This is a genomic window from Psychrobacter sp. CX18, assembly GCF_057396215.1.
The window spans coordinates 161126-187893 of the sequence record NZ_JBXYJH010000008.1 but is presented as its reverse complement, the minus strand read 5'-3'; the positions used below and the strand labels follow the sequence as shown (position 1 = coordinate 187893).

The 26768-nt window shown below is 39.0% G+C and carries 20 protein-coding genes; 15 read left to right on the top strand and 5 right to left on the bottom strand.

The features are described 5' to 3' along the window. Positions 1-70: 70 nt before the first annotated feature. Positions 71-1531: an ABC1 kinase family protein gene (locus AC2SLT_RS08220; RefSeq protein WP_486547174.1), complete on the bottom strand. Its 1461-nt coding sequence runs from the start codon at positions 1529-1531 to the stop codon at positions 71-73. Between the two features lie 275 nt (positions 1532-1806). After that, entirely contained in the window at positions 1807-3090 is a 1284-nt protein-coding gene (gene purD, locus AC2SLT_RS08215) for a phosphoribosylamine--glycine ligase (protein ID WP_486547173.1), read from the bottom strand. Positions 3091-3629: 539 nt separating this feature from the next. Here purD and AC2SLT_RS08210 point away from each other — a divergent pair. From AC2SLT_RS08210 to AC2SLT_RS08165, 10 genes are all read left to right on the top strand, one after another. Further along, a complete protein-coding gene (locus tag AC2SLT_RS08210; protein ID WP_486547172.1) occupies positions 3630-3836 on the top strand; it encodes a DUF2905 domain-containing protein in 207 nt (68 codons plus the stop codon). Positions 3837-4153: 317 nt separating this feature from the next. Next, positions 4154-4909, top strand: a complete 756-nt coding sequence (locus tag AC2SLT_RS08205; RefSeq protein WP_486547171.1) for a methionine ABC transporter ATP-binding protein — start codon at positions 4154-4156, stop codon at positions 4907-4909. 3 nt (positions 4910-4912) lie between these two features. After that, a complete protein-coding gene (locus AC2SLT_RS08200) occupies positions 4913-5596 on the top strand; it encodes a methionine ABC transporter permease (RefSeq protein WP_486547170.1) in 684 nt (227 codons plus the stop codon). A gap of 284 nt (positions 5597-5880) precedes the next feature. Further along, positions 5881-6768: a MetQ/NlpA family ABC transporter substrate-binding protein gene (locus AC2SLT_RS08195; protein WP_486547169.1), complete on the top strand. Its 888-nt coding sequence runs from the start codon at positions 5881-5883 to the stop codon at positions 6766-6768. A gap of 409 nt (positions 6769-7177) precedes the next feature. Further along, entirely contained in the window at positions 7178-8185 is a 1008-nt protein-coding gene (locus AC2SLT_RS08190; RefSeq protein WP_486547168.1) for a hypothetical protein, read from the top strand. Between the two features lie 47 nt (positions 8186-8232). Continuing rightward, positions 8233-9411 carry a 3-phosphoserine/phosphohydroxythreonine transaminase gene (gene serC, locus AC2SLT_RS08185; protein ID WP_486547167.1) on the top strand — a complete coding sequence of 393 codons (1179 nt, stop codon included), beginning with the start codon at positions 8233-8235 and terminating at the stop codon, positions 9409-9411. A 67-nt stretch (positions 9412-9478) separates the two neighbouring features. Then, the gene (locus AC2SLT_RS08180; protein ID WP_486547166.1) at positions 9479-11335 is read left to right on the top strand and encodes an extracellular solute-binding protein; all 1857 of its coding nucleotides are present in this window, start codon (positions 9479-9481) and stop codon (positions 11333-11335) included. Positions 11336-11569: 234 nt separating this feature from the next. After that, complete coding sequence (gloB, locus tag AC2SLT_RS08175) at positions 11570-12349, top strand: hydroxyacylglutathione hydrolase (protein ID WP_486547165.1); 780 nt, start codon at positions 11570-11572, stop codon at positions 12347-12349. A 60-nt stretch (positions 12350-12409) separates the two neighbouring features. Continuing rightward, entirely contained in the window at positions 12410-13477 is a 1068-nt protein-coding gene (locus AC2SLT_RS08170; RefSeq protein WP_486547164.1) for a microcin C ABC transporter permease YejB, read from the top strand. A 3-nt stretch (positions 13478-13480) separates the two neighbouring features. Next, positions 13481-14515 carry an ABC transporter permease gene (locus AC2SLT_RS08165; RefSeq protein ID WP_486547163.1) on the top strand — a complete coding sequence of 345 codons (1035 nt, stop codon included), beginning with the start codon at positions 13481-13483 and terminating at the stop codon, positions 14513-14515. Positions 14516-14588: 73 nt separating this feature from the next. Here the strand turns inward: AC2SLT_RS08165 and AC2SLT_RS08160 are convergent, their stop codons facing one another. Beyond that, complete coding sequence (locus AC2SLT_RS08160) at positions 14589-14972, bottom strand: hypothetical protein (RefSeq protein WP_486547162.1); 384 nt, start codon at positions 14970-14972, stop codon at positions 14589-14591. Between the two features lie 536 nt (positions 14973-15508). On the opposite strand from AC2SLT_RS08160, the gene AC2SLT_RS08155 reads away from it, so the two are divergent. Both AC2SLT_RS08155 and zapE read left to right on the top strand, forming a co-directional pair. After that, a complete protein-coding gene (locus AC2SLT_RS08155; RefSeq protein WP_486547161.1) occupies positions 15509-16174 on the top strand; it encodes an alpha/beta hydrolase in 666 nt (221 codons plus the stop codon). Positions 16175-16315: 141 nt separating this feature from the next. After that, a complete protein-coding gene (zapE, locus tag AC2SLT_RS08150; protein WP_486547160.1) occupies positions 16316-17407 on the top strand; it encodes a cell division protein ZapE in 1092 nt (363 codons plus the stop codon). Between the two features lie 309 nt (positions 17408-17716). Here the strand turns inward: zapE and AC2SLT_RS08145 are convergent, their stop codons facing one another. Then, a complete protein-coding gene (locus AC2SLT_RS08145; protein WP_486547159.1) occupies positions 17717-18481 on the bottom strand; it encodes a hypothetical protein in 765 nt (254 codons plus the stop codon). Positions 18482-19363: 882 nt separating this feature from the next. On the opposite strand from AC2SLT_RS08145, the gene aceE reads away from it, so the two are divergent. The 3 genes from aceE (at position 19364) to AC2SLT_RS08130 (ending at position 25372) form a co-directional block, all read left to right on the top strand. After that, positions 19364-22189, top strand: coding sequence for a pyruvate dehydrogenase (acetyl-transferring), homodimeric type (gene aceE, locus AC2SLT_RS08140; RefSeq protein ID WP_486547158.1), 2826 nt, complete (start codon positions 19364-19366; stop codon positions 22187-22189). 130 nt (positions 22190-22319) lie between these two features. Continuing rightward, on the top strand, positions 22320-24161 hold the full coding sequence (locus AC2SLT_RS08135; protein ID WP_486547157.1) for a 2-oxo acid dehydrogenase subunit E2: 1842 nt from the start codon (positions 22320-22322) through the stop codon (positions 24159-24161). Between the two features lie 215 nt (positions 24162-24376). Continuing rightward, positions 24377-25372, top strand: coding sequence for an ion transporter (locus AC2SLT_RS08130; protein WP_486547156.1), 996 nt, complete (start codon positions 24377-24379; stop codon positions 25370-25372). Between the two features lie 369 nt (positions 25373-25741). Here AC2SLT_RS08130 and AC2SLT_RS08125 read toward each other — a convergent pair whose 3' ends face one another. Beyond that, positions 25742-26431: a TerD family protein gene (locus tag AC2SLT_RS08125; protein WP_486547155.1), complete on the bottom strand. Its 690-nt coding sequence runs from the start codon at positions 26429-26431 to the stop codon at positions 25742-25744. Positions 26432-26768: the final 337 nt, after the last annotated feature.

Sequence of the window (26768 nt, the reverse complement as noted above, 5' to 3'; positions counted from 1 at the left end):
AGTTTGAAATGTTTTGCGTTGGTTACGCTCGAATAGTTCCCACAACACTAACTCATTCTGAAGCTTATTCTTAACGGTGTGCCGTCATATTGATTGGCACAAATTTACTAATGGTATCATGAGTATTGGTGCGTGCATCTAGCACCGTTAAGAAAGTATATGCTCCGATAAACTTGCGACTTATAAACATAAACTCTTTTGGCGGTAAGCTAAACTCTCTAGACTGCATAGCACTGCTCGAGCTTTCCATAAGACGTTTATGCAAATTACTATTGGCCCAATGATAGTAGCCTTGTTCATCAACCAATACATCCTCTGACGACTGTTGCAAATTATTTTGTAATTGCGGAGATCTAAAGGGCTCAGTGGCTAATAAAAACACATCTGCCATATTAGCTTTAACCTCTGGACTCATTGAGTCAAAGAAAGGATAACCCTGCATAGCATCAATCATTTGCTGTTTATCGTAATTAAAACCGGCTAACATTAGCTTGCGAGCTATATTAAGCAGATGATCGTCAAACTGGCGCATTGCACCAAAGTCTAATAAAATGAGCTTATCTTTACCATCAGGTTTGTCTGCTGGCTCGGAGCGGATTAAATAGTTACCAAAATTTGGGTCAGTTTGCATTTCACCCCAGATAAATATCTCATTGAGCATAATATCTATAGCCGCTTTGCCTAGGATATCCCGACGACTTTGAGGAAGGGTTTGTAAATCAACATTGGTAACGGGCACACCCTCTTCGAAGCTTAAGCATAAAACTCTTTGAGTTGAGAACTCTTCTATTACCTCGGGTACGATATAACGCTCGTCATCTTTTAAGCGCTCATAAAACCTTTTAGTCGTTTGAGCTTCAGCATTATAATCGACTTCAACTTTCAAAAGATCACTAATTTCTGTAAACCATTCATCTAGCGCTTTGGTTTGGGGTACGGCATTGGTAACCTTCAAAAGATGTTTAAACAAGCTAAGGTCAGAGTCTATAGCATCTGCCACCCCAGGGTATTGGACTTTTAAGACAACCTGTTGTCCAGTTGATTTAATAGTCGCGCGATGAACTTGCGCTAGCGAAGCTGTACCTACTGGTGTATGGGATACATCTAAATCATTTAAGCGCTCGCCAAGCTCTGTAATCAGCGCTCTTTCAACAACAGACCATGACAAACTTGCGGTACTGTCATTTAATCGATGTAAGGCTTCTGTAATTTCTGGATGCAAAAAATGTTCACCATACAGAGCCAGCATCTGACCAATCTTAACCACAGACCCCTTAAGCTTACCCAATTCATCTGCTAAATAGGCCGCTTGCTCTTTCATAAAAGCCTGATTACGGGAGGCTTTCTCTTCTTTACTTAAGAAAAGACCACTGAAACTATTTCCAGCCCAACGTCTCCCCAAATTAAGAGATGTTTTCGCCATAGAAAGACGGCGATCTAAACGAGAAGTCTTAAGCTCACTCATCTCATTTTCTGAGCTACTATTTTGTAATTCAGGTTGTTGAGGTATAGAAGGTGAAGAATTATCCATGTTTTAACCATATTTGATAATGATACTGTATCTTAAGAACCTGAATTCAAAATCTATAACAGGCTATAATTGCTTAAAATAAGCGACGACGTAATAAACGTCATAAGCATTAGGATTAAATAAAATAACTTGATTCAATAAAATGACTGTTCATCGCAAGCTTTTTACTTAATGATGACTTGTATTGTCGCATTTTATTCTACAAATTACCTCACTTTAGCGTATGAATATCGGTTCTAAGTTTAAGTTTCTGTACTTAAGCAATAACAATAAAATTAAGACAGCCGTTTAATGGCTCGGTAGCCAATGTCACGACGATAGTGTGCGCCATCAAACTCGATAGTAGCTATGGTTTTCAATGCACTCTGCTGGGCAGCGGCAATAGTATCTCCTAGTGCCGTGACGCATAACACTCGGCCGCCATTCGTCAATACTTGTTCGCCCTCTTTTTTAGTCCCAGCATGGAATACTTTAGTCGTCTCTGTTGCATCAAAGGGAGGAAGTCCTGTAATAATATCACCCTTAGATGAGCTTTCAGGATAGCCTTTTGATGCCAAAACAATTCCTAGTGCTGCACGATTGTCCCACTCAGCTTGGTTAGGTAGCTTGCCTTCCAGACCTTGTTGTATTAATTTAACTAAAGACGATTTGAGGCGCATCATTATAGGTTGAGTCTCAGGATCGCCAAAGCGGCAGTTAAATTCGATGACATAAGGATCATTATTATCATCTATCATTAATCCTGCATATAAAAAGCCAGTATAGGGATGTCCTGCCTCTTTCATCGCATTCACTACAGGTTGAATCACCCGCGTCATAACTTTCTGATGTACCTCATCAGTAACCACAGGAGCAGGGGAGTACGCACCCATACCACCAGTGTTAGGACCTGTATCACCTTCACCAACTCGTTTGTGATCTTGACTGGTCGCCATCGGCAAAATATTATCACCATCAATCATACAAATAAAACTGGCTTCTTCACCCTGCAAAAACTGTTCAATAACGACTCTGCTACCCGCCTCACCAAACTTGTTATCACCGAGCATATCTTCAATGGCGCTATAAGCCTGCTCCACAGTTTCAGCAACGATGACGCCTTTGCCTGCCGCTAATCCATCCGCTTTGATGACAATTGGCGCGCCGTTATTCTTAACATATTCCTTAGCTGCTTCAATGTCCGTAAAGGTTTCATATTTTGCCGTCGGAATGTGATTGTTTTGCATAAATTGTTTGGCAAAGGTTTTAGAGCCTTCAAGTTGCGCACAGAATTTAGTAGGTCCCCAAGTGGCAATATTCGCTTTTTGACAATCGTCGACTAAACCCGCAACTAAAGGTGCTTCCGGTCCCACAATAATCAGCTTAACATCATTGGCTCTACAATATTCAATGACAGCATTATGATTTGAGGTATCTAGATCAATATTTTCACATTTTGGTTCAATAGCCGTGCCGGCGTTTCCATTTGCTACATAGACAGTTGAAACGTCGTCATCTTTAGCACATTGCCATGCCAAAGCGTGTTCACGACCCCCTGAGCCAATAATTAAAATATTCATAGATATCCCTTGTTTGTTGATAGATTTCAAGTGAGTTTATAGGCTTATAACTTGACCGTTTTAATAGTTAATATTTATAAAACCAAATAGTATGGTGTTTATAGACTTTATGCACAATTAAACACATAGCTATTGGTGTCATTCATTGGCAAGCGACATGTATTCGTAAGAACTAAGTATTTTTAAGCATTATGTATTCGCAAGCATTATGTATTCGCAAGCCATAAATGAAAGTAGCTTCATAAATAATAGTCACATACCCTAGTTTAAATAGCTTAATATAATGCGCTATCTATTCTATTATGATGCCATTATATAGAGTTAAGACATAAATATCGTTTAAAAATTCAAAATGCATCAATCGCTAACTCGAATGATTGATAATTTTTTTATTTTAAATTAAGGTTTAGCAGTTCTTTGGTAAAGTTCTGGATAAAGTTCATCTATTTTACCAAATTCTAATAAAATGGGGCAGTTAGATGACCCATTAGACATCATATTTGAAATCTGTTTAGTAGTTAAAAAAAGGATACTTAATTATGCCTAAAATATTGATAGCCATTGGGTTGTTCATTGTTGCTATTGGGGTCGTTCTAGCCCTATTCCCAAATGCGTTGACTTGGTTTGGTAAGTTGCCAGGAGATATTCGTTACGAGTCCGGGAATACAAGATTTTATTTTCCCATTGTGACCATGATTATTATTAGTATTGCCCTAAGCATATTGTTAAATATCTTTCGTCGTTAGAGGGGATCACGACACCTTTAGAATTAAGTTGATTTTTATATTAGCCACTTACTAGCCACTAAGGGCTATTAGATTGGAGATAGCCTTTAAGCTTTAAGACGAATTTATATCGTGTCATGGCATAAGTTTATTAGCCATAAGTTGATGCGATAAATAGTGCACTGTGCTATATTACCGCCTTTCGTAATTTCGATATATTTATTAGGCAAGTTCTTAATCTGTATTTTCCCAAAAGATGATGTTCTTAAGATTTTCCTGTCATCAATTTTCATTCTGACACCTTCATAATCTGCTAACTATTATTCAAGATGACTGCCATGACCGATATGATTGTCCTAGATCAGGTATACAAAAAATTCCAGACCCATAAAGATGGTAAGGCCGAATGGTTTACTGCTGTCGAGCCTATATCTCTTACTATTAAACAAGGTGAGATATTTGGCTTAATGGGTTATTCAGGGGCTGGCAAGTCGACTCTGTTGCGTCTTATGAACTTGTTAGAACGTCCAGATGGTGGCTCAGTGACTATTGATGGTGAGGTATTGACAGATCTTACGCCAAAACAGCTGCGTGTTGCCCGTCACAATGTTGGCATGATTTTTCAGCAGTTTAACTTAATGTCAAACCGTACCGTATTTGAAAACGTGGCATTTAACCTTAAAGTGTCAGGCTATGCAAAGGATAATATCTACGAGCGGGTAATGGAGTGTTTGGCAATAGTTAATCTAACGGATAGAGCCAATCATTATCCTGCACAGTTGTCAGGGGGTCAGAAACAAAGGGTAGGTATCGCCCGTGCTATCGCACCAAACCCTAAAGTACTACTTGCAGATGAGCCGACAAGCGCATTAGATCCTGCTACGACTAGAACCCTATTAACAACTTTAAAAGAAGTGAATGAAAAATTAGGTGTAACCATAGTTATCGTTACCCATGAAATGAATGTGATTCGCCGTATTTGTCATCGTGCTGCATTATTGCACAATGGGCATTTGTTAGAAGTGGCAGAAATAACTGAGGGTCAAATTGAGGCCAATACTGATATTGGGCGTGAATTGGTTCAGGAGGATTAAGGGATGTTTGCAATGACTTTTAACAGTGCTAGCGCCCGCCTTTGGGAACTACGCAAAGAAATATGGCAAGCAACTATAGATACCTTTATCATGCTAGGTATTTCAACGACTGCGGCTATTATTATTGGCGGACTGTTTGGTGTATTTTTATTTTTATCAAGTGATAAACAGCTACTACAAAATAAGTCGGTTTATGCGATATTAGGCGGTTTTACTAACTTTATGCGTGCGTTCCCATTCGTCATCTTAATGATCGCGATGAGCCCATTTACCAAATCATTAATTGGTACCAGTATTGGGCCAATTGCTGCTTCTTTAGTGTTGGCAATCGCAGGCTCCTTTTACTTTGCGCGTTTGGTTGAGCAAAATTTACGTGAAGTGCCACGCGGTATTGTTGAGGCAAGTGAGTCAATGGGGGCAAGCCCAATGACCATTATCAAGGTTTTATTGACCGAGGCGCGTTCAGGGTTAGTGCTGTCAGTGACTATTTTGTGTATCAGCCTTTTATCATACTCTGCTGCTGCCGGTATGATTGGTGGTGGTGGACTGGGTGATCTAGCCATACGTTATGGTTATTATCGCTATCAAACCGAAGTGATGATCTTTATTGTCATTATGTTGTCCATAATGGTCATTGCGATTCAGGGTATTGGGAATTGGTTGGCAACCAAGCTGGATAAGCGCTAATTGAATTTTAAATGAGACCTTATTAATTTTATAGTGTTTTGTGTATAAACTCTCAGATACTATTTAAAGTTTTCAAATATTGCTGTTTAAATGTTTAAGTTTTCAGGGGATTAGGTCTAAGCTCCTTGAAAAGCGTTATTTTAAAAACGATTAATAATCAAATTCAAGTTACAAGTGCTTAATGAAATTTACTCATAAGCTCTGCTAAAAGTTTCATGATGTCATTATTCTAAAATAAGTTAGAATGTGCTCACAATTTGCAATAAGGTTTAAAGGAAAATTAAATGAAGCTATTCGAAATTCGTCAACAAATTCTAGCGGCAGCAGCAGTAGCTGGTCTTTCAGGACTGGTATTGGTTGGCTGTAACGATAATGCGCAAGAAGCAACTTCAGGAGATCAAGCATCGGCTGAAGATAAAAAAACCATCGTCATTGGTACCACTGAAGGTGACTTCGCAGATATGGTACGTGATGAAGTAAAAGCGGAGCTTGAAGCGAAAGGTTATACGGTTAAACTTACTACCTTCACGGATTATGTTCGCCCAAATTTGGCATTAGCAGAAGGTGATTTGGATATTAACGTGTTTCAACATAAGCCTTATTTAGACACTTTTAAAGCTGAAAACAATCTTGATTTAACTGAAGTGTTCCAAGTACCCACAGCACCTTTGGGTATCTATAGCGGTAAGAAGAAGTCATTAGATGAGGCTTACGATGGTATGAAAGTATCGGCGCCAAATGACCCTAGTAACTTTGCCCGCGCATTGGTAATGATGAATGATCTGGGCTGGATTACCCTTAAAGATGACGTAGACCCTTTGACTGCCTCTAAGTCTGATATTGCCTCTAACCCTATGAATATTGATATTGTAGAGCTAGAAGCTGCGCAATTGCCACGAGCCCGCGACGAAGTTGATTTCGCGGTGATCAATGGCAACTATGCGACTGATGCTGGTATAAAGCTGACGGATGCTTTATATCAAGAAAAAAGCTTTGCCTATGTTAACTGGTCTGCCGTTAAGACGGCGGATAAAGATGCAAAATGGGTAAAAGATGTCACAGAGGCTTATAACTCACCTGAATTCAAAACCTATGCACATGAAACCTTTCCAGGTTATAAATACCCTAAAATTTGGGGTGAAAACCAAGAAGGTGAGGCTACTGCAAACTAGTCTTTAGGTAACCCACTAGAGTCAAAGTAACTCACTAATAGAAAACTAAGCATTGTTAACTTTGATAAATATAAACTTATGGTTTACCCCGACATTTGATTGACTGTGTTAAATCCTAGCTTTCTTAAACCGGAGAGCTAGGATTTTTTGTATAAGATGGTTTATTATTAATCCTATAGTCGAAGAAGTCTAAAATGGTTATAAGGCAACCGAGTGCAAGTGATACTGCAGTAGGGTTAATGAGGTAAACGCCGTAACCGTTTAGTAGTTCGCTGACTATATTTTAGTCCTAAGATAATATATCGAGTTGTCCGCCAAACTTTGTTACACTATTCTATACCTGTCCATTTTATATCTGCATGTTCGTTAATGAAATTCAATTTACCATTCATAAAGCACTTGTATCATTATGACCTCTGTAAAAGACGCCAGTAGAGAAGTTGTTACTAACCCAAATTCAGACGCTTTAGAAGCCTCTGAAATTTCACCTGTGGTGGTGCAACAAAGAAAAATATTGGCATTAATGGGGTTGGATATATGGGTAAATAGAGAACGCGCTACACGAGTGATAAATTATGATGAGTTTGCTGAGTATCATCATAATAGTTCTATCTTAGAGCAAACAAATAACGAGAATAGTGGGCGTACTTTAGATCAAGTGTCTAATAAAGACTTCGAGGCAAATGCTTTCAAAGGTTTGGATGATAATACTGTTAACCATACTGATATCAACACTGATATCAGCAATGAGATAAACACATCAAACCCACAACAGCCTATTTCTGCTGACAAGCCTGTTATCGTAAATCAAGAGTTGCGCCATAATCCTATAAAAGTTTTAAAGCAAACATTGAACATTAATGATAGTAATATTGATGACGACAACCTTGATAACGACGATAACAACGACATCAACGAGCCTGGAAGGATCAACGAGCCTGGAAGGTTAGTATCAGAACCTGACAAACCTAACTATGTCGCTAATTCTACTTTGAAACAGGTGGAAGCGTTTGAAATTATTGGTGCACATTATCATGATTGGGTCGTATTAATCGATACGAAGGTCTTGCAGAATGAAGCGGCCTTAAAATTGTGGGAAAATATAATTAATTCGCTTTCGCTCACGCCTCAACGTTTAAAATTCCCTATATGTGAAGGTATTAGCGATCAAGAGTCAGCCAATGCCAGTGTAGCGGGCTTTATATTTTGTTTGTCAAAAAGTGAACATGTGAACGTGGCCGCACTAACCCCTATGCCTCAAGGAACGTCACACAGCAACGTTCAAAGAGTACCTTATTTAATAGAAATGTTAGACAATAGTCTTCTCAAAAAAGAATTATGGCACAGGATTAATTATGCCGAAAATGATTCCAAAAATGACGCAAAAAGTAATGCCAAAGAGATTACTTCAACATAACCATATCTAAATTCCTTATCCCTCTCTACGTCTTATTAGGAAAGTATATGAACGACAATCAGACATCTTCATTTGCTGAAAAAGCTAAAACTATAGACACTCAAGTAAATCGCTTACATAATTTTTGTGCAGGCCCTGCGTCATTACCAACTGAAGTACTTATTAAAGCTCAGTCTGAAATGTTAGATTGGCATGGTAAGGGTGTTTCAATCATGGAGATGAGTCATAGAAGCTCGGATTATGTCAAAGTGGCTCAAAAAGCGGAGCAAAGTCTACGTCGTTTGATGCAAATACCCGACAACTATAAAGTTCTATTTTTACAAGGTGGCGCGACATTGCAGTTTTCGGCCATCCCCCTAAACTTACTCGCTAATTCATCGGATGCCTCTAATCCTGAACAAAAGATCAAGGCTGATTATTTAACCACCGGTGCATGGTCAAGCAAAGCTATAAAAGAAGCAAAGCGGTATGCTGCTCTTGGATTAGGTGAGATTAATGAGGTAGCAAGTAGTAAAGAGTCTAACTTTGTGACAGTACCTGATCGAAGTGATTGGCAATTGACTCAAGGTGCTCGATATTTTCACTATTGTGCGAATGAAACCATTCATGGTGTACAAATATTTGAACCGCCACAAGTAAATGCGCCTTTAGTTGCTGATATGTCATCATGTATTTTGTCTGAGCCTATTGATGTCTCTAAGTTTGGCTTAATCTATGCAGGCGCACAAAAAAATATTGGACCCGCAGGCTTAGTTATCGTCATTATCCGTGAAGACTTTATAGGGAAGGCTAGTGAATGGTGTCCGGCAGTGTTGGATTATAAAAATCAGGTCACAAAAGACTCTATGCTAAATACTCCCGCTACTTACTCATGGTATCTAGCAGGTCTTGTGTTTGAATGGTTAGAGGAGAAAGGGGGGCTGGCTCAGATGGCTAAGGTTAATCGTCAAAAAGCAGAGCTACTTTATCACACCATCGATGAAAGCGATTTTTATATCAATAATGTAGACCCTAAGTACCGTTCAATTATGAATATACCTTTTACCTTAAAAGACAGTGATTTAGATGATCAATTTTTGGAGCAAGCTGAGCAGGCAGGCTTACTCAACCTTAAAGGTCATCGTGATGTTGGTGGAATGCGCGCCAGTATTTATAATGCGGTTAGTCTCGATTCAGTACAGGCGCTATGTCGCTTTATGACTGACTTTGCCAATAAAAATCGCTAGGTCATATTAGGATTTTCCTTAATTTGTCTATCAGTGGTAAAATCTTAAGGTGTCATGGGAGCAATGAATGAAAGTATGGTTAAGAAAATTAGATCCTAAGTTAGGTCTAGTTAGTGTCTTACTTTCTACTGTGTTTGTCAGTGTGACGCCTTATGCGACTGCCAAGCCCATTACAGTGACAGCCTTAGGACATAATGTAGAAGCCAGTTATATAGAGTCACCTTATTTACCGTATGCCAATCCAGATGCGCCAAAGGGTGGGACTTTTTCATTATCAGCGACAGGTACCTTTAATAGTGCCAATCCTTGGATGACGACTGGTGTACCGATGCGTGGAACTGAGTTTTTATACGATACCTTGATGACCGGCTCATTAAATGAGTCTTTTGTCATGTATCCACAATTGGCCAAGCAGGTTACCTTTGATCCTGAAGACACCAGTTGGATTATCTATGATATCAATCTAAAAGCGAAGTTTTGGGATGGAACGCCTGTCACAAGTGAAGATGTAAAAGCGACATTTGATGCTTTATTGAATAAGGGCGTGATGCACATACGCAGCTATCTTGCGGCCATTGATAGTGTTGAAGTATTAGATAAACATCGTGTAAAGTTCCATTTCAAATCTAATGATAATAAAGAGATTCTTTTAACCGTCGGTCAATTTCCTATCTTTAAAAAAGAGTCCGTTGATAAAGATTTTGAAACGATTAGTTTAAAACCATTAATGGGGAGTGGACCTTATAAGTTAGCCCATGTAGAGCAGGGCCGAAGTGTGCTCTATAAGCGAGATCCAAATTATTGGGGACGCAATGTCATGGCCAATAAAGGGCGCTTTAACTTCGATTTTATCAAGTACGTTTATTATGGCAGTGACGAAGTAGCGCTAGAAGGCTTCAAGGTAGGGCAGTACCATTTTAGGCAAGAAGGTTCAGCTCGAAAATGGGCAACTGCTTACAACTTTCCTGCAGCGAAAGCAGGAATGATTAGACAAGAATCGATCGCTATGAAAAATCCTGTGGTTATGCAGGCTGTGGTCATGAACTTAAGGCATAAGCTGTTTAAAGATATTAGGGTTAGGCAAGCGTTAACAGACGCTTTTGATTTTGAGTTGATGAATAAAACATTATTTTATGGACAATACGAAAGGTTAGAGAGTTACTTTCATGGATCTGAGTTAGCAGCAACTAGCGTACCGTCTGCTAAAGAAAAACAAGTATTAGCACCCTTGTTGGCTAAACTTAATCCTATCCAAAGGCAAGCGGCCCTTACGGAGTGGCATCTGCCTAAGTCGGATGGTCATGGCTATCACCGTGACGCACTCTTACGGGCTCGCCAAAAGCTTTTAGACGCGGGTTTTTATTATGACAATATGCAGCTGTATCAAGCTGATGGTGAGCGTGCCAAACTTGAAGTCTTGATTTATGATGACAAAATGAGCCGTGTGCTGCTACCTTATGTGCGAAATTTAAAAAAACTTGGCTTTGACGCTTCTATTCGTCAGGTTGATTCACCGCAATATCTAGAACGCTTGCGCCGATTTGACTATGACATGATTGTCGCAGGATATCCACAAAGTTTATCTCCTGGTGCTGAACAAAGCTATATGTGGGGGAGTGCAGCTGCTGATGAGCAGGGTAACCAAAACTACAGTGGTATCAAAAATGAAGCAGTAGATGCGCTTATTTCCAAGATTATTTTGGCTGAAAATCGTGATGAGATTGTACTGTACACTAAGGTATTAGATCGGTTGCTACGCGCAGGTTATTACATGGTACCTATGTATGGGACCACTCAAACTCGCGTGGTTTATTGGGACCATTACCGTCATGTGAAAACCTTACCTGATAATGCTTTAGGGACGGATTATTGGTGGGTAGATAAATCAGCTGAAACAAAAATACTCAAATATTTAAAACGGTAAGACTGTCAAAAAGCAATAGGACTTAACCCTATTTATATTTATCATGACTGGGCATCACTTATTAGTCTCTTTTAAATAAGTTGTTGAGGCTGTATAAATAATCCCAATCGCACAAACCATTGAAGTCTGTTTTTTCATAAAAGTCCTAAGTCAGTTAATTTTGAGTCTACAAACGTGACTATAATTATTTTAACTTAAAGTTTTAATTCATAATTTATCATTATAGGAAATTAAATGAGTTTAACGATTACCCCTATACCAGCCTTTGAAGACAATTATATCTGGGCATTGGTTAATGATAAAAATAAACAAGCCATAGTGATTGACCCGGGTCAAGCAGAGCCTGTAGATACTTATATACAAAAACATGGGCTAGAACTGACTGCAATATGGATCACCCATCATCACCATGACCATGTTGGAGGGGTAAGTGAGTTGCGAGAGCTTTATCCTCTGACTCATGTCGTCGCAAGCTCTGAGCATGGTGTGGATCCCGATCAGGTTGTGAAAGAGGGGAGCTCAGTGAATGCTTGGAGCTGTGCTGCTCAGGTATGGTCTGTACCAGGACATACTAAGTCGCACTTAGCCTATATTATGGACATTGACGGAGATAAACACGTCTTTTGCGGTGACACCTTGTTTAGTGCCGGCTGTGGACGCGTATTAAGTGGCACAATGGAGCAGCTGTTTGATAGCCTTAAACGTCTGAATGAGCTGCCTAAAAAAACCTTATTTTATCCTGCGCATGAATATACAGCAAATAATCTAAAGTTTGGTTTGACCATTGAACCTGAAAACGGTGTGATGAAACAAACGTTAGTGGAAGTCAGTTATTTAAGGGACATGAAAAAACCTACTTTACCAGTTACGTTGGCGCATGAAAGAGCAGTCAATGTATTTTTGCGCACAGAAGAGGGCACTGTCATTGATGGGGTGACAAGTAAGGTAGAGTTGCCAGATACGAAACCACTAACTGTATTTACGGCATTAAGAACACTTAAAGATAACTTTTAATAGGCATTTTAAAAGAAGATTTTAATAGCTGATAGCCTCTAATAGATAAGGATAAGCGTCATGGGTCGTTATATATTAAAACGTATATTGCTTATCTTTCCGACGTTATTTTTGATTCTACTGACCAACTTTATATTGGTCCAAGCAGCACCAGGCGGCCCTGTTGAACAGCAAATTGCTCAAATCGAGCAGTCTCGGATTAGTCGTGAAGCCCCTGTAGCAAGTGGTGGCAATGGCGTTGCAACAGAGGGTGGATATCGTGGATCGCGGGGTTTATCAGTGGAGATGGTAGAGGCTATCAAGGCGCAATATGGGTTTGACAGACCCCCGGCTGAGCGCTTTTGGCTTATGCTAAAAAGCTATGCCGTACTTGATTTTGGAGAGTCCTTTTTTAAGGGTAAACCTGTCACAGAGCTCATCATTGAGAAGCTGCCTGTCTCAATATCCCTCGGTTTATGGAGCACTCTCCTCATTTATTTAATCGCCATACCTTTGGGAATTTACAAAGCAATGCACAATGCGTCTGGGATAGATAAATTAACAGCGCTATTATTAGCAGTTGGTCATGCCGTGCCAGTCTTTGTATTTGGTGTCATATTATTGGTGTTGTTCGCCGGCGGTAGCTATTGGCAAATCTTTCCATTGCAAGGCTTGGTATCGGAAAACTTTGATCAACTTTCCACACTCGCAAAAATAAAAGACTACTTTTGGCATTTAGCATTGCCATTATTGGCTAGTACAGTGGGGGGCTTCGCGGGATTGACCTATTTAACTAAATTTAGTTTTTTGGAAGAATTATCAAAACAATATGTATTAACAGCAAGAGCCAAAGGGCTGAGTGGCAATCAAGTATTGTATGGTCACGTTTTTCGTAATGCCATGCTCATTATTATTGCTGGTATTCCTGCGGCTATAGTGGGTATATTTTTCACTGGCAATTTTTTAATTGAAATTATCTTTAAACTAGATGGGCTGGGTCTACTGGGCTTCGAAGCCATTGTTCAACGAGACTATCCTGTCATATTTGGTACTTTATTTATATTTACACTGGTTGGATTATTGCTACAGCTTATTAGCGATATAAGTTATCATCTTATCGATCCTCGTATTGACTTTGAGGGGCGATAAAGTATGTCATTCTCTCCTATCCCATCATTAAATCCTATTTGGCAGGCAAGACTCAACAGGTTCAAAAAAAATAAATTAGGGGTTATATCGCTAATACTTTTTGGCTTAGTGTTTTTTTTATGTATCGCCGCTAATTTTGTGGCGAATGATAAGCCCTTATGGGTGAGCTATGAAGGCGAGTTGTACTTTCCTGTTATAAAAGCGTATCCAGAAACTGCTTTTGGCGGTGTCTTTGAGACAGAAGCCGATTATAAAGATCCCGCTGTAAAGGCGCTGATTAACCAGCACGGTTATATGGTTATGCCGCTGATTGAGTTTGCTGATCAGACGCCAAGTGTTGAAATAGGCATGCCTTATCCTGCGCCACCTAACTCAAGTAATTGGCTTGGTACCGACGATACAGGACGTGATGTATTAGCCCGTATTTTATATGGGCTTCGTATTTCACTTTTATTCGGCTTAGCTTTAACCTTTGCGGGGTCTTTAATAGGTATCATATTAGGAGCATTGCAAGGGTATTTTGGCGGGTGGCTAGATCTAATTGGTCAGCGGATGATGGAAGTATGGTCAGGCCTTCCACAGCTTTTTATGATAATTATTTTAGTCAGCTTATTTAGCCCAAGTGTATGGATATTATTTGGGTTAATGCTACTATTTGGTTGGATGAGTTTGGTGGGATTGGTAAGGGCAGAGTTCTTGCGAGCGCGTAACTTCGATTATGTGCGAGCGGCTCGGAACCTTGGTGTGTCTGATACTCGTATCATGCTACGACATATTATGCCTAACGCTTTAGCATCAAGCTTATCGCAGTTGCCTTTTATCTTAACCGCCAATATTATTGCCTTAACCTCACTGGACTTTCTAGGATATGGACTACCCCCTGGTTCACCCTCCTTAGGGGAATTGATGAATCAAGGTAAAAATAACTTAGATGCACCGTGGCTCGCACTTTCTGCCTTTTTTAGCTTAACCATTGTTTTATCATTATTAATCTTTATCGGAGAAGCATTGCGTGATGCTTTTGATCCAAGACGCTAATTATTGTAAACAAACTTAATTACTGTCTACTTTTATATATATTAGATCCATACCTAATCTATATTTAAGAAAGCTACTGACAGCGGAAGCTTATCTCATATTCAAAATCGTCTTCACGGGATAAATTCGGTTTTCCAGTTCCAAGGACTACCCCTGCAATGGAACCCACTTGATCTATCATACGACCCGTACGCTCATCGAAAACACCATTGTACTTAAGATCATCTTCGATAACGATAACTTGACGCATACCACAGGTTTTCTTAGCATTGTCTAATGCACCTTGCTGCGCTTCAACCTTAGTTTTGCCGATACCCGTCGTCTCAAAAGTAGAGTCCGCTCTTTGAATGACAGGACCAGACGGGTTTGATTGGCATGCTGTTAATCCGATAGTTGCAGATATTAAAATTCCTAGAGCCGAAGATTGCATTGCCTTACGAGAAAGTGATAATGTCATTTTTAACCTCTAAATATATAAAATTATGTCGTTAGCCATCAGTACCTAATGGTTAACTAAGCATTAAGTACTAAGATATCATGATAATGACGAAAAATACGACTACTTAGAAGGTGGGCACCGCTATCTTAGTATAAAATGGTAGTACTTAGTATAAAATAGTAGTGTCACTAAAGCTTATACCGTTTAAAAGGGTTATGTTGATCTTGTTACCCGTATATTACAACAAAAGTATAAATGAAATCCGGTCTTTAAATTTATCCTATTTAATTCTAATGGGATAACATGCTTAGTTATTTATATCATGCTTCATTAAGTTTAACGTGCTTAGTTATTTTTGAACTACTTATTTATATTTATCCTACTTACTTATGTTTAACCGACTTAATCATTTTAAAATGTTATTAAAATAACAGACGTTAACCGATTATAGCGCTTACTTTTGTTAATATGAGCGCGACACCTTTTAGCGCACTTTCATACGCTTGACAGTTTTTATGACTTAAAAAAATCCATAATTCAGATGTGACTACTATATGACCAAACAAACAGAAAAATTACTTATCGATGGGCCCGCTGGTAAGCTTGAAGTCGAAGCTTTATGGCAAAATGGTGATCCACAAGACCCTAATACTAAAGGGGTTGCTTTATTATGTCATCCTAACCCGCTTTACGATGGAACGATGAACAATAAAGTCGTTACAACCTTATTTCAGTTTGCTCGAGACGAAGGTATGCATGCTGTACGCTTTAACTTTCGAGGGGCAGGCAAGTCTACGGGTGAGCATGACTATGCTAAGGGTGAAATTGACGATGCCATGGCAGTACTACAATGGATCAGTGCGCAAACGCCAGCTAGAAAATTATGGTTAGGTGGTTTTTCTTTTGGGGGGTATGTGATAGCACGTGTGGCTGAGCAAGTATTAGTGACTCCTCATATATGGGGGCTTAGTGATATGGAAATTGCCAAAGTGGTTCTTATGGCGCCTTCCGTTGAGAATAATGATGCGTCAGATGTCATGTTACCAACTATAAAAACACTTCAAATCTATGGCGATGAAGACCATGTCATTAAGCCAAGTGCGATGAAACAGTTTGCAGAGAGTAAAGATATAGAGACTCATATTGTCGAAGGTGCTGGTCACTTTTTTCATGGCCGGTTAACGGAAATAAAATCTTTACTAGAGCAATATGCCCGTTAAACGTTATATCATTCCTAATGTGCAAAAAATTATTTTAAAATTTAAATAAATAACAACAAGTTATACACCTAGATTTAATTTAGAGACGTTACTTGTTGACCTTATACAATTAAAAATACTATTAAAAGTGATTGATCGAATATGAATAAAACCCCGTTACAGCGATACGAAGCCGCTATTGATACTGATGAATTTAACGCTGACCCTATTCAGCATGAAGCCATGTCCTATCTTGATGGCGTGTATCACCAATTGCTCGAAAATAATAAAGAAAAAAAAGGGATATTTAGTTTTTTAAAGTCAGACCCAGTCCCCCCAAAAGGCTTATATATGTGGGGCGGGGTAGGGCGTGGCAAAACATGGATGATGGACATGTTTTACGAGTCTATTCCTTTAAGGCGCAAGATGCGGATGCATTTCCATCATTTTATGCAGCGTGTCCATAAAGAGTTAAACAAATTACAGGGCAGTAGTGATCCTTTAGAAAAAGTGGCTGATATTATTCATGAAGAAGCAATACTTATTTGTTTTGATGAATTCTTCGTATCAAATGTATCCGACGCCATGATTTTAGGTGACTTGTTCACGATGTTATTTAGACGAGGAATTACCCTAGTCGCTACATCAAATATCGAGCCTTCAGGATTATATAAAGATGGTCTGCATCGAGATCGTTTTATGCCAGCCATTCAAGAGCTTGAAAAACATACCACGGTAATGAATATAGATTCGGGTATCGACTATCGCTTACGTTTGTTGCAACAGGCAGAGCTTTATATCTATCCGCTAACTAAAGAGAACAGTCATTGGCTTGCTAACCGCTTTGCTACTATTGTCAATAATCAGAAGATCACCAAAGAGCCTATTATTATTAATGGTCGTGAAATTAAAGTGAATGCTCGAACCAATACCGTACTCTATTGTGATTTCCGCCAACTGTGTATGGAACCCAGATCAGCAAACGACTTTATTGAAATTGCCAATAATTTTACAACGGTATTGGTCGATAATGTACCGGCATTATCTGATCTGCTGCGAGATCCTACTCGTCGGTTTATTTATTTAGTCGATGAGTTTTATGATCGCCGTGTGAAGCTGTTGGTGAGAGCGGAACAAAGTATTTTGGAGTTGTATCAGGGTGAGAAGCTTGCCTTTGAAATTGAGAGAACCCGTTCAAGATTATTAGAGATGCAATCTGAGGATTACTTAAAGCTTGAGCATCGTCTTGATTAGAGTGTATTGTTTATATTATGTTCAAATCATCATATTCAATAAATTGTTATCACTTATTCCCATGAAAATGACCTATTGACTTTATTGATAGGTCATTTTTGTTTGGATAAACCCTTTTAATACATGACTTATCCATAACAGGTTCGATCAGGTTCATCACATCTAATGTCTGTAGCGTTTATAATTATTTCCCTATATAGGTTAATTTCAAGATAGGTTAACTTCAAGATTGTGTATAAGAAACCAAAACGCTAAATATTAACCTTCCTAGCTAACCATTCATAGTTAATAACGCTAAGCAAATAATGACTAGTTAACAATGGTATTGAACGCTACCTTGACTGATTTTTTTGGCGGTATATATTTAATGTTCCAACGCAGAGATTTGTATTCTGAAAGAGGTATAGCAACCATCTTGCCATTGATCTTCCGCATCAAAGGTAAATCTTGGTAGTTGTAATAGTCAATTGAAGCTTGAGCGCTTGGCGGGAAGGCCTCACCTGTAAACTGAGTATTGGCAGGAATCGGTAAGGTAATCATCGTGTTTTGAAGCGAGGTATCCAAGGTATTACTATACGTTGCTTTATATTGAATAAGTGTGCCAACTTTTGCAGTATTAACAGGAATAAATACCTGATTACCTTGGTTATCCACCATAACTTTGCTGGCAGTTAGTGTCATTTTTAAAGCATCTTCAGCCATTGCTGGCAAAGGAAGAATGAACAATGAAAAGGTGCTACCCAAAACAATGGTTTGAAAAAAACACTTGACGGGCAGCGCTCTTGATAAAATATGACTGGAAAGAGGTACGAAGTTTATCAATGATTTTGGAGCCCTTTTAATTAATGCCCTTTTAATAGGTGTCCTTTTAATAGATGACATTTTAATAGATGACATTTTAATAGATGACATTTTAATAAGCAGCCCTTTGTTTAGCAGCTTTTCTTTTACAACACTCGAATCCAAAAGACAGGTTTTAATAACAACTGCCATAGTTAGCGATAAACTTAGCCGCATTGCCTTGCAAAATAGTGCCTTAATAAATAAGACTTTGCTTGAATTGACTAGGGTCAAAATAAACTCCTTAATAGACTTGTTGTGAGCTTAGCGCTAATGAGTATTTAAACCTGTTACTGGTGGAGTTCTCATTTTTAAAATATTCATTAGACCCTTTACACTAATAAGCATCTACTACTGATTATATAATACCTTTTCAACAAAATAACCTATCGTTGTTAGACTCGGTCAGATTCACTGCACCGACTATTCATATCACAGTAGTCATAGTCGTCACACTCGACTATCTTCGATAGGTCAAATTTAGATTTGATATAGGTTTAAATATTAGACTAATAATCTTCTAACTCTCGAAAATATATACCAGTTCTAAATTAAAAATATTATTTAGATCCTGCAGGATATTACAATAGGGCGTGTGGAACATTCGCAACTTAGCATCAGCCCTGAGAACGGATTAAGCAAAGCACTGCTTTGCCCGTTCGCAAGGCGAGAGCTATGCTCGAGTGAGGGCGTGACTTTTTTTGCCAATATATGGCGGCTTTTAAAAATTTAGGGTTCTAACTTAGAATGACTAAGCGTCAAAATTTCACTGCAAATTGACTAAAAAATAGTCTCCGCCAGTGCCATGGTCGAATGTTCCACACGCCCTAATAAAACGTCCTCTTAATAAAAAGAGTTGGCAGTGTATTAGGGCAACCTAACCTCAATAGTGCAATATTAATACCATATTTCATATTTTTCCGTGCACTATTTAGTATATAAATACAGATATCAACCCCATTTTATTTGAGAGATAGGTAACCATTATAAATAACGTTATAATAAGCGCTACAAGTGTTAACTCATATTAAAGACGTTAAGTCTATATTATATATAAGTGAGTTTAAAGACATGCAAGGTAAAATGAATCTAAAATAAAATTAAAGGATATAAAATATGAATTATTATAATGATGCTGATCATACTGAAACTCAAGAGTGGCTTGATGCGTTTGAATCAGTTATTAAGCATACGGACAAGGAACGTGCCCAGTTTTTGCTTAAAGCATTGTATAACATGGCAGTACAAGAAGGATTACCTTTTAACCGTCTAGATACTGCCTATATAAATACAATTCCTGTGGAAGATGAGCCTGTCTATCCAGGTGATTTAGGTATAGAGAGAAAAATTAGAGCGTTAGTGCGCTACAATGCATTGGCCATGGTGATGCGTGCAAATAAAAATGAAGATGACTTAGGCGGTCACTTAGCGACTTTTGCTTCTAGTGCTACCTTGTATGAAACGGGCTTTAACCATTTTTTTCGTGCAGCAAGTGATCATTTCGGCGGCGATATGATCTATTATCAAGGTCACTCAGCTCCAGGCATCTATGCCCGTTCTTATTTAGAAGGTCGTCTTACTGAAGAGCAATTAGAAAACTTTCGTCGAGAAGTGGGTGGTAAGGGCTTATCAAGCTACCCCCATCCTTATTTAATGCCTGACTATTGGCAGTTTCCTACTGTTTCAATGGGTTTAGGTCCTATCATGTCAATTTATCATGCTCACGTCCATAACTATATGATAAACCGAGGTCTGCTTGAGGAGGAAGGTCGTAAGATTTGGGCGTTCTTAGGAGATGGCGAAACTGACGAGCCAGAAAGTCTAGGGGCAATCTCCTTGGCAGGTCGTGAAAAACTTGACAACCTAATATGGGTCGTCAACTGTAATTTACAGCGTCTTGATGGTCCAGTCCGTGGTAATGGTAAGATTATTCAAGAGCTTGAGTCTGTATTCCGTGGTGCTGGTTGGCGAGTCATAAAAGTCATCTGGGGCGGTCGATGGGACAGTCTATTGGATAAAGATCATTCAGGTGCCCTAAAAAGACGCATGGCTGAAACGGTTGATGGTGAATATCAGCTGTATGAAGCTAGGGATGGAAGCTTTGCTCGTGAAGAGTTTTTTGGTAAGTATCCCGAATTGGCTGACATGGCAAAAGAGTTAACGGATGAAGACATACAAAGACTTAACCGCGGTGGACATGACCCGATCAAGGTATATGCAGCATTTAGTGAGGCGATGAAAACCAAAGGTCAGCCGACAGTTATTCTGGTTAAGACGGTTAAAGGATACGGACTATCGTCTCAGGCCCAAGCGGTTAATAAAGCGCATCAAATTAAAAAACTTGATAAAGAAGGATTGCAGTATTTCCGCGATCGATTTGATTTGCCATTTAGTGATGAAGAATTAGAAACCCTACCATTTTATAAACCCGCTGAAAACTCGCCTGAAATGAAGTATTTACGGGGTCGCCGTGAGTCATTGGGGGGTCATTTACCGAATAGACGTAGTGGACATATTCCGCTAAATATTCCTGATTTATCTATTTTTGATAAGGTATTGCAAGGCAGTAACGGTAAGAAGCAGTCTACTACCATGGTATTTGTTCGCTTACTTGCTGCTATGCTCAAAAATAAAGATATTCAAGATCGCGTCGTGCCGATAGTACCCGATGAAGCCCGTACTTTTGGTCTAGAAGGGTTGTTCCGTCAGCTTGGTATTTATTCGTCTGCTGGCCAAAAATATACCCCTGAGGATAATGAGGCTTTGATGGGCTATAAAGAAGCCCAAGATGGACATATGCTTGAAGAAGGCATTAACGAAGCAGGCGCTATGAGTGCTTGGATTGCGCTAGCCACCAGCTATTCGACCAACGCTTTGCCGATGATACCGCTTTATATTTACTATTCAATGTTTGGATTTCAACGTGTCGGTGATCTTGCTTGGGCGGCAGGCGACTGTCAGGCTCAAGGCTTCTTATTAGGCGGGACTGCTGGTCGTACTACTTTAAACGGTGAAGGACTGCAACATCAAGACGGTCATTCGCATATACTATTCGGCACAGTGCCCAACTGTGTTAGTTATGACCCATGTTACGGCTATGAATTGGCTGTTATTATGCATGATGGCTTACGCCGTATGTATGCTGAAGGTGAGCGCATTTATTACTATATTACTTTAATGAATGAAAATTACGAACAGCCTGCTATGCCTGAAGGTGTGGAAGAAGGTATAAAACGGGGTATGTATTTGTTAGAAGACAATAGTCAAGATCAAGCCAGCGCTCATGTTCAGCTATTAGGTTCAGGCACAATATTACGCGAAGTACAAAAAGCGGCTCAGATATTATTCGAAGAGTTTAATGTTAGTGCAAATGTCTGGAGCGTCACCAGCTTTAATGAGCTCACTCGTGATGGAATGGCATGTGATGACTACAATCGCTTACACCCAATGGATGAAGAAAAGGTGCCATGGGTAACTGAGCAGTTGGCTAAGCACGATGGTGTTATCGTAGCTGCGACAGATTATATGCGCAATTATTCTGAGCAAATTAGAGGTTGGTTGCCAGACAATCGTCCTTATTCTACATTAGGTACAGATGGCTATGGACGCTCTGATAGCCGTGCTCAATTACGCAATTTTTTCCATGTCAACGCTGAACATATCGTTGTAGCGACCTTAAAACGTCTGGCAGATGAAGGGGAAGTTGAAATGCGTTTGGTTAAGGATGCCATCACCAGTCTCGGTATTGATATTGATCAACCCCCTGCTTGGCAGCCCCAGCCTCAATATGATCATTTCCCTGATGCTCCAGCTCCAGATAATATTAATCCAAATCCAGTACCAGAGATTGATGAAGAAGATGATGACGAGATTAGAGATGAAGGACGCGCTGAAGATTCATTTGATGCTAAGTTCTTAAATGACAATGATGTTGATGAATAGAAACTATTTTGTAAACGATGATATCTATTTCAATCAATCAATTAATAATCAGTAAATTAAGAATCAATATTCAAATAAATACTAATCTAAGAATCTCGAATCTAAAAATAATAAAAGCTGGAGAATAAACATGGAAATTAAAACCCCAGATTTAGGCGTTGAAAGCGCCGAAGTCAGTGAGATAATGGTCTCAGTAGGTGACAAGATCACTGAAGATGATAATATAGTTTTGCTTGAGTCTGATAAGGCGTCAGTTGAAGTCCCTAGTTCAGCCAGTGGTACCGTAACTAAAATTTCGGTTTCAGTGGGTGATACAGTATCAGAAGGTTCCGTATTGATTGAGCTTGACGCTGATGTAGAGGGGGACAACTCATCTAATACTGCTGCTAACAGTGCCAATCCTGAGTCTTCTCAATCTCAACAGTCTGACATCCAAAAGTCAGACAATCAAAAGTTAGGCAACCAACAATCCAATGCTGATGCAGCACAGCGTCAAGCAACAGAACAGCAACAGGATGATAGTGACCAAACTTCAAATGAGTCGTCTAATGACCGTTCAGAATCTCGTCAATCAGAGTCCACCTCAACAACCTACCCATTACCTGATTTAGGGGTAGAGGAGGCTGAAGTCGCTGAAGTAATGGTCGAAGTGGGTGATGAAATTGACGCTGAACAGTCCCTACTTTTGATTGAATCAGACAAAGCATCCGTTGAAGTGCCCTCACCGGTATCAGGCATTGTCGAAAAGCTATTGGTAAAAGCGGGTGATACGGTTGCTAATGGGCAAGATTTTATTGTGATTAAGGGTACTAAGGGCAGTGATAATACCCGCTCTAAAAAGCAGTCACAAGGAAACGATGGCGCCGCGTCCAACAACGACGATGACAATGCTACTTCTGGTAATAATAGCTCTGACCAACAAAGTGATCGTCAAGCTAAAGCCTCGCAAAGTGATACGAATAAAGTTAATGCAAAATCGTCGGATAATCATGGTGCAAATAACCAAGATTCATCTAAATTAAGTGAGTCTGAGGTAAATTCTAAATTAGCTGATGTCTATGCAGGTCCTGCAGTTCGTAAAATGGCGCGTCAACTTGGGGTTGATATCTCCCAAGTCAAAGGCTCAGCGATTAATCAACGTATTGTTAAAGAAGATATTTTTGACTTTGTAAAATCACGTTTGAGTGCAGTGTCTAGTGCTTCAAGTGCTCCCTCTAAAGCAGCAGTTTCTGGTCTACCTAACTTACCTGACATGAGTAATTCGGAGATTTGGGGCAATATTGAAACTCAAGATTTAAGCCGTCTACAAAAGGTCTCTATCCCTCAGCTAAACTACAATACCTATCTTCCTCAAGTTACTCAGTTTGATTTATCTGATATAACTGAAACTGAAACGTTACGAAAAGCGCTTAAAGCAGAGTTTAAGGCGGAAGGTATTGGTTTAACGATTTTAGCATTTATTGTTAAAGCAACCGCCTATGCCTTAATGCAATATCCAAGGTTTAACAGTCATCTTAGTGACGATAATACTCAGATTCATATCAGACAAACTGTCAACATGGGTATTGCGGTGGCCACAGACGATGGGTTGATAGTTCCAGTTATTAAAAATGCTCAAGATAAAGGTATTAAGCAAATCGCTATTGAAATTGGCGAGTTGGCTGCTAAGGCTCGGGATAAGAAACTAGGTACTAAGGATCTTCAAGGGGCAAGCTTTACCATTTCAAGTCAAGGTAACCTTGGTGGGACATACTTCACACCCTTGGTAAATTGGCCTCAAGTTGGCATTTTAGGCGTTTCTGAAGCTTCTATGCAGCCTCGATGGAATGAAGAGTCACAAAACTTTGAACCACGATTGATGTTACCTTTGTCCCTATCGTATGATCATAGAGTCATCAATGGTGCCGATGCAGCAGTATTTACACGCTACATTGCTAAGCTGTTGGCAGATCCTAGACGTATTTTAATTTGATAGTCAGATTCTGAGTTATAGACAGGTTATGATTTAATTCATAAACGATAATAAACCCTAACCTATATACTATGAAGCTTTCAACTGTCCATCAGGTTGAAAGCTTTTTTAGTTTTACCACGCCTGTTATTTTAATTATTTTAAACCCGAATAGTATAACGATAAACTGTACTCTATAATAATATGACCTGAGTCTTTAAGAAATAAAAGCCATTATGATTAATAGTAAGATATATAAGCAACTTCGAGCAAAGACTTTCGATATTATTGAGAATGAGTTATATCAATCCCATTTAAGTAAATTTGTCGATAAGTTTTTAATTCTTCTCATTATACTAAATGTCTCTGCGGTAATAGCGGAGTCTGTAGATCGATGGTATTTTCCAAATCAGCATTTATTTGCTGCCTTTGAAGATTTATCGATTGTGATTTTCTCTTTAGAGTACATATTAAGACTTTGGTCCATTGCGGAACGTGACACAGGAGTGTATCAAAACAAATCTAACTGGAGAAAGCGTTGGATTTGGGTGAGAAGTCCTGGTGCAATCATTGATTTAATATCAATCGTACCTGCTTTTTTAAATTTCTTCTTGACAGTCGATCTGCGTTTTTTAAGGGTATTAAGGCTATTCAGACTGCTGAAGTTGACCCGCTACTTTGCGGCGATGCGAATTTTGCTGGTCGTACTTCATAAAGAAAAAGAATCTTTCAAAGCCGTCATTTTTATTCTTATAATTATGATAGTAACGGCTTCGAGCGGTATTTATGTGGTTGAGAATCAGGCTCAGCCAGAAGTGTTTGAGTCTATTCCTAAGTCTATGTGGTGGGCAGTCGTCACTTTAACCACCGTAGGTTATGGAGACGTGATTCCAGTAACGACCTTAGGTAAGTTTTTGGGTGCCGTGATTACTATATTAGGCGTAGGTTTAGCGGCGTTACCTGCTGGTATCTTAGCGTCAGGATTGGCGTCTGAGCTTGAGCAAAGACGAGAGCAGATGGAGCAAAGATTTCTTGAGTTACTGCTTGAGGATGAACACATGGATCTTATTAAGGATAGATACAAAGTGGATAAAGTTAGACGTGAGCTGGGACTCACGAAAGAACAAGCAGATGAGGTAATTTTGCAGTTACTCAGAGAAAAAGAGTATGAAGAGAGAATCGCTGAAATTGATAAGAAGAATTATTGCCCACACTGTGGTGAACATTTGTAATAGCAGTGCTTAAATGACCGTATTTAAAACTTCAGTCTTCAAAACTATAGTTGGCAAGCGTAGAACCTGTATTAACTCCATATCTTTGGATGTTTTGCTTAAATAAACCCTCTATTGGAACAGTGCTATACAAAAATAGGATTAAACAGAAGGTGTGTTTAATCCTATTTTTATTCCTATTTTTTTAGATTAACTTTTACCTTATCTTTTAGCTTAAAGGTGCCCCATGTAGTCTCATTTTATGTTAGAAACAACTGGTTAGGTAGGGCGAAATGAAGTCGTTCAGCAGATATGTTAAGTATGGGTTGTTTAAATCAATGACGATTTAACATTAAGGCATTAAACATATTGTCGTTATACATATTGGTGTTATACATATAGACGAGATAGCTCATGCGATACTTGCTGCGTCATTTCTTCCATTTTAGGACTGTTTAAACGAAGTTCTTTTATTGTTAGTCGCCATTCACCCAGTTCTCGACTTAATATCGCCAAACATAAAGCAGAGCTATCGTGATTTAGGAGGGTTAAATCTGAGCTAAATACTTCATTGCCTTCATCATCGCTGATATAGACGTTGCCTCGTTCCACAGATTTTAAAGGATAGTCATAGTACGAAGAGAGTAATAGCGCAATATGAGAGACAGTTTTTGGCAGGCGTGATAATCGTAACTCGATCGTTTCCACATCTACATTGCGGTCTAATTCAGCAGAGGCGCCTCTGTCTTTACCATTTAAGCTATCCCCTTGATGGCGAATAGCGGAAGACTCATCTCTTAGTTGTTTAAACCAGACAGTATCTACAACTTGTCGGTTTTTGTCATAAAGCACACATGATAAATCTATATCGAGCGTTTGTTTATTACCTTTAAGTCGGTTAATTAACCCCTTTTTTTGGATTTTAGTATATTTAAAATTTAGTCCAAATAATAATGTGCTGCCTTGTATCGGCAACTCACTAAGTAGATTTGATTCAGCGATACTGTTATCTACAAAAGAGGGGGGATTAGGATCACTAAGGTCAACCGTTTTAGCTGTAGAGGTGGATGTAGAGGCCAAATGAAACTCCTAGTGGTTAATGACTTAAAACATATCAAATCTGAAATAAAACTATCTCATCGCTAAGTTAGGTCAGACACGCTAAACCAATGAGATGTCGTATTAATAATAATATAATAAGGGGTTTAATTTTAGATTTGATATAGTATGAGTTTGTAAATAGGGGGCTGCTAAAGATTATAGCATTATAGAAGTGATTTAAATAATAGCTTAGAGACTATTTTATTCACCAAACAGTATTTTTGCACCTAATCTCTGCCGTTAAGAAGTTGTCAAAGAGTCATTTAAGATATATCAATCGTCGTCAAAGTCTTCGGCTTTAACCCGTCTTAGATAG

Excerpts from the sequence above, each read along its gene's own strand:
- AC2SLT_RS08220 (WP_486547174.1), bottom strand. The coding sequence starts at position 1,531 with ATGGATAATTCTTCACCTTCTATACCTCAACAACCTGAATTACAAAAT.
- purD (WP_486547173.1), bottom strand. The coding sequence starts at position 3,090 with ATGAATATTTTAATTATTGGCTCAGGGGGTCGTGAACACGCTTTGGCA.
- AC2SLT_RS08210 (WP_486547172.1), top strand. The coding sequence starts at position 3,630 with ATGCCTAAAATATTGATAGCCATTGGGTTGTTCATTGTTGCTATTGGG.
- AC2SLT_RS08205 (WP_486547171.1), top strand. The coding sequence starts at position 4,154 with ATGACCGATATGATTGTCCTAGATCAGGTATACAAAAAATTCCAGACC.
- AC2SLT_RS08200 (WP_486547170.1), top strand. The coding sequence starts at position 4,913 with ATGTTTGCAATGACTTTTAACAGTGCTAGCGCCCGCCTTTGGGAACTA.
- AC2SLT_RS08195 (WP_486547169.1), top strand. The coding sequence starts at position 5,881 with ATGAAGCTATTCGAAATTCGTCAACAAATTCTAGCGGCAGCAGCAGTA.
- AC2SLT_RS08190 (WP_486547168.1), top strand. The coding sequence starts at position 7,178 with ATGACCTCTGTAAAAGACGCCAGTAGAGAAGTTGTTACTAACCCAAAT.
- serC (WP_486547167.1), top strand. The coding sequence starts at position 8,233 with ATGAACGACAATCAGACATCTTCATTTGCTGAAAAAGCTAAAACTATA.
- AC2SLT_RS08180 (WP_486547166.1), top strand. The coding sequence starts at position 9,479 with ATGAAAGTATGGTTAAGAAAATTAGATCCTAAGTTAGGTCTAGTTAGT.
- gloB (WP_486547165.1), top strand. The coding sequence starts at position 11,570 with ATGAGTTTAACGATTACCCCTATACCAGCCTTTGAAGACAATTATATC.
- AC2SLT_RS08170 (WP_486547164.1), top strand. The coding sequence starts at position 12,410 with ATGGGTCGTTATATATTAAAACGTATATTGCTTATCTTTCCGACGTTA.
- AC2SLT_RS08165 (WP_486547163.1), top strand. The coding sequence starts at position 13,481 with ATGTCATTCTCTCCTATCCCATCATTAAATCCTATTTGGCAGGCAAGA.
- AC2SLT_RS08160 (WP_486547162.1), bottom strand. The coding sequence starts at position 14,972 with ATGACATTATCACTTTCTCGTAAGGCAATGCAATCTTCGGCTCTAGGA.
- AC2SLT_RS08155 (WP_486547161.1), top strand. The coding sequence starts at position 15,509 with ATGACCAAACAAACAGAAAAATTACTTATCGATGGGCCCGCTGGTAAG.
- zapE (WP_486547160.1), top strand. The coding sequence starts at position 16,316 with ATGAATAAAACCCCGTTACAGCGATACGAAGCCGCTATTGATACTGAT.
- aceE (WP_486547158.1), top strand. The coding sequence starts at position 19,364 with ATGAATTATTATAATGATGCTGATCATACTGAAACTCAAGAGTGGCTT.
- AC2SLT_RS08135 (WP_486547157.1), top strand. The coding sequence starts at position 22,320 with ATGGAAATTAAAACCCCAGATTTAGGCGTTGAAAGCGCCGAAGTCAGT.
- AC2SLT_RS08130 (WP_486547156.1), top strand. The coding sequence starts at position 24,377 with ATGATTAATAGTAAGATATATAAGCAACTTCGAGCAAAGACTTTCGAT.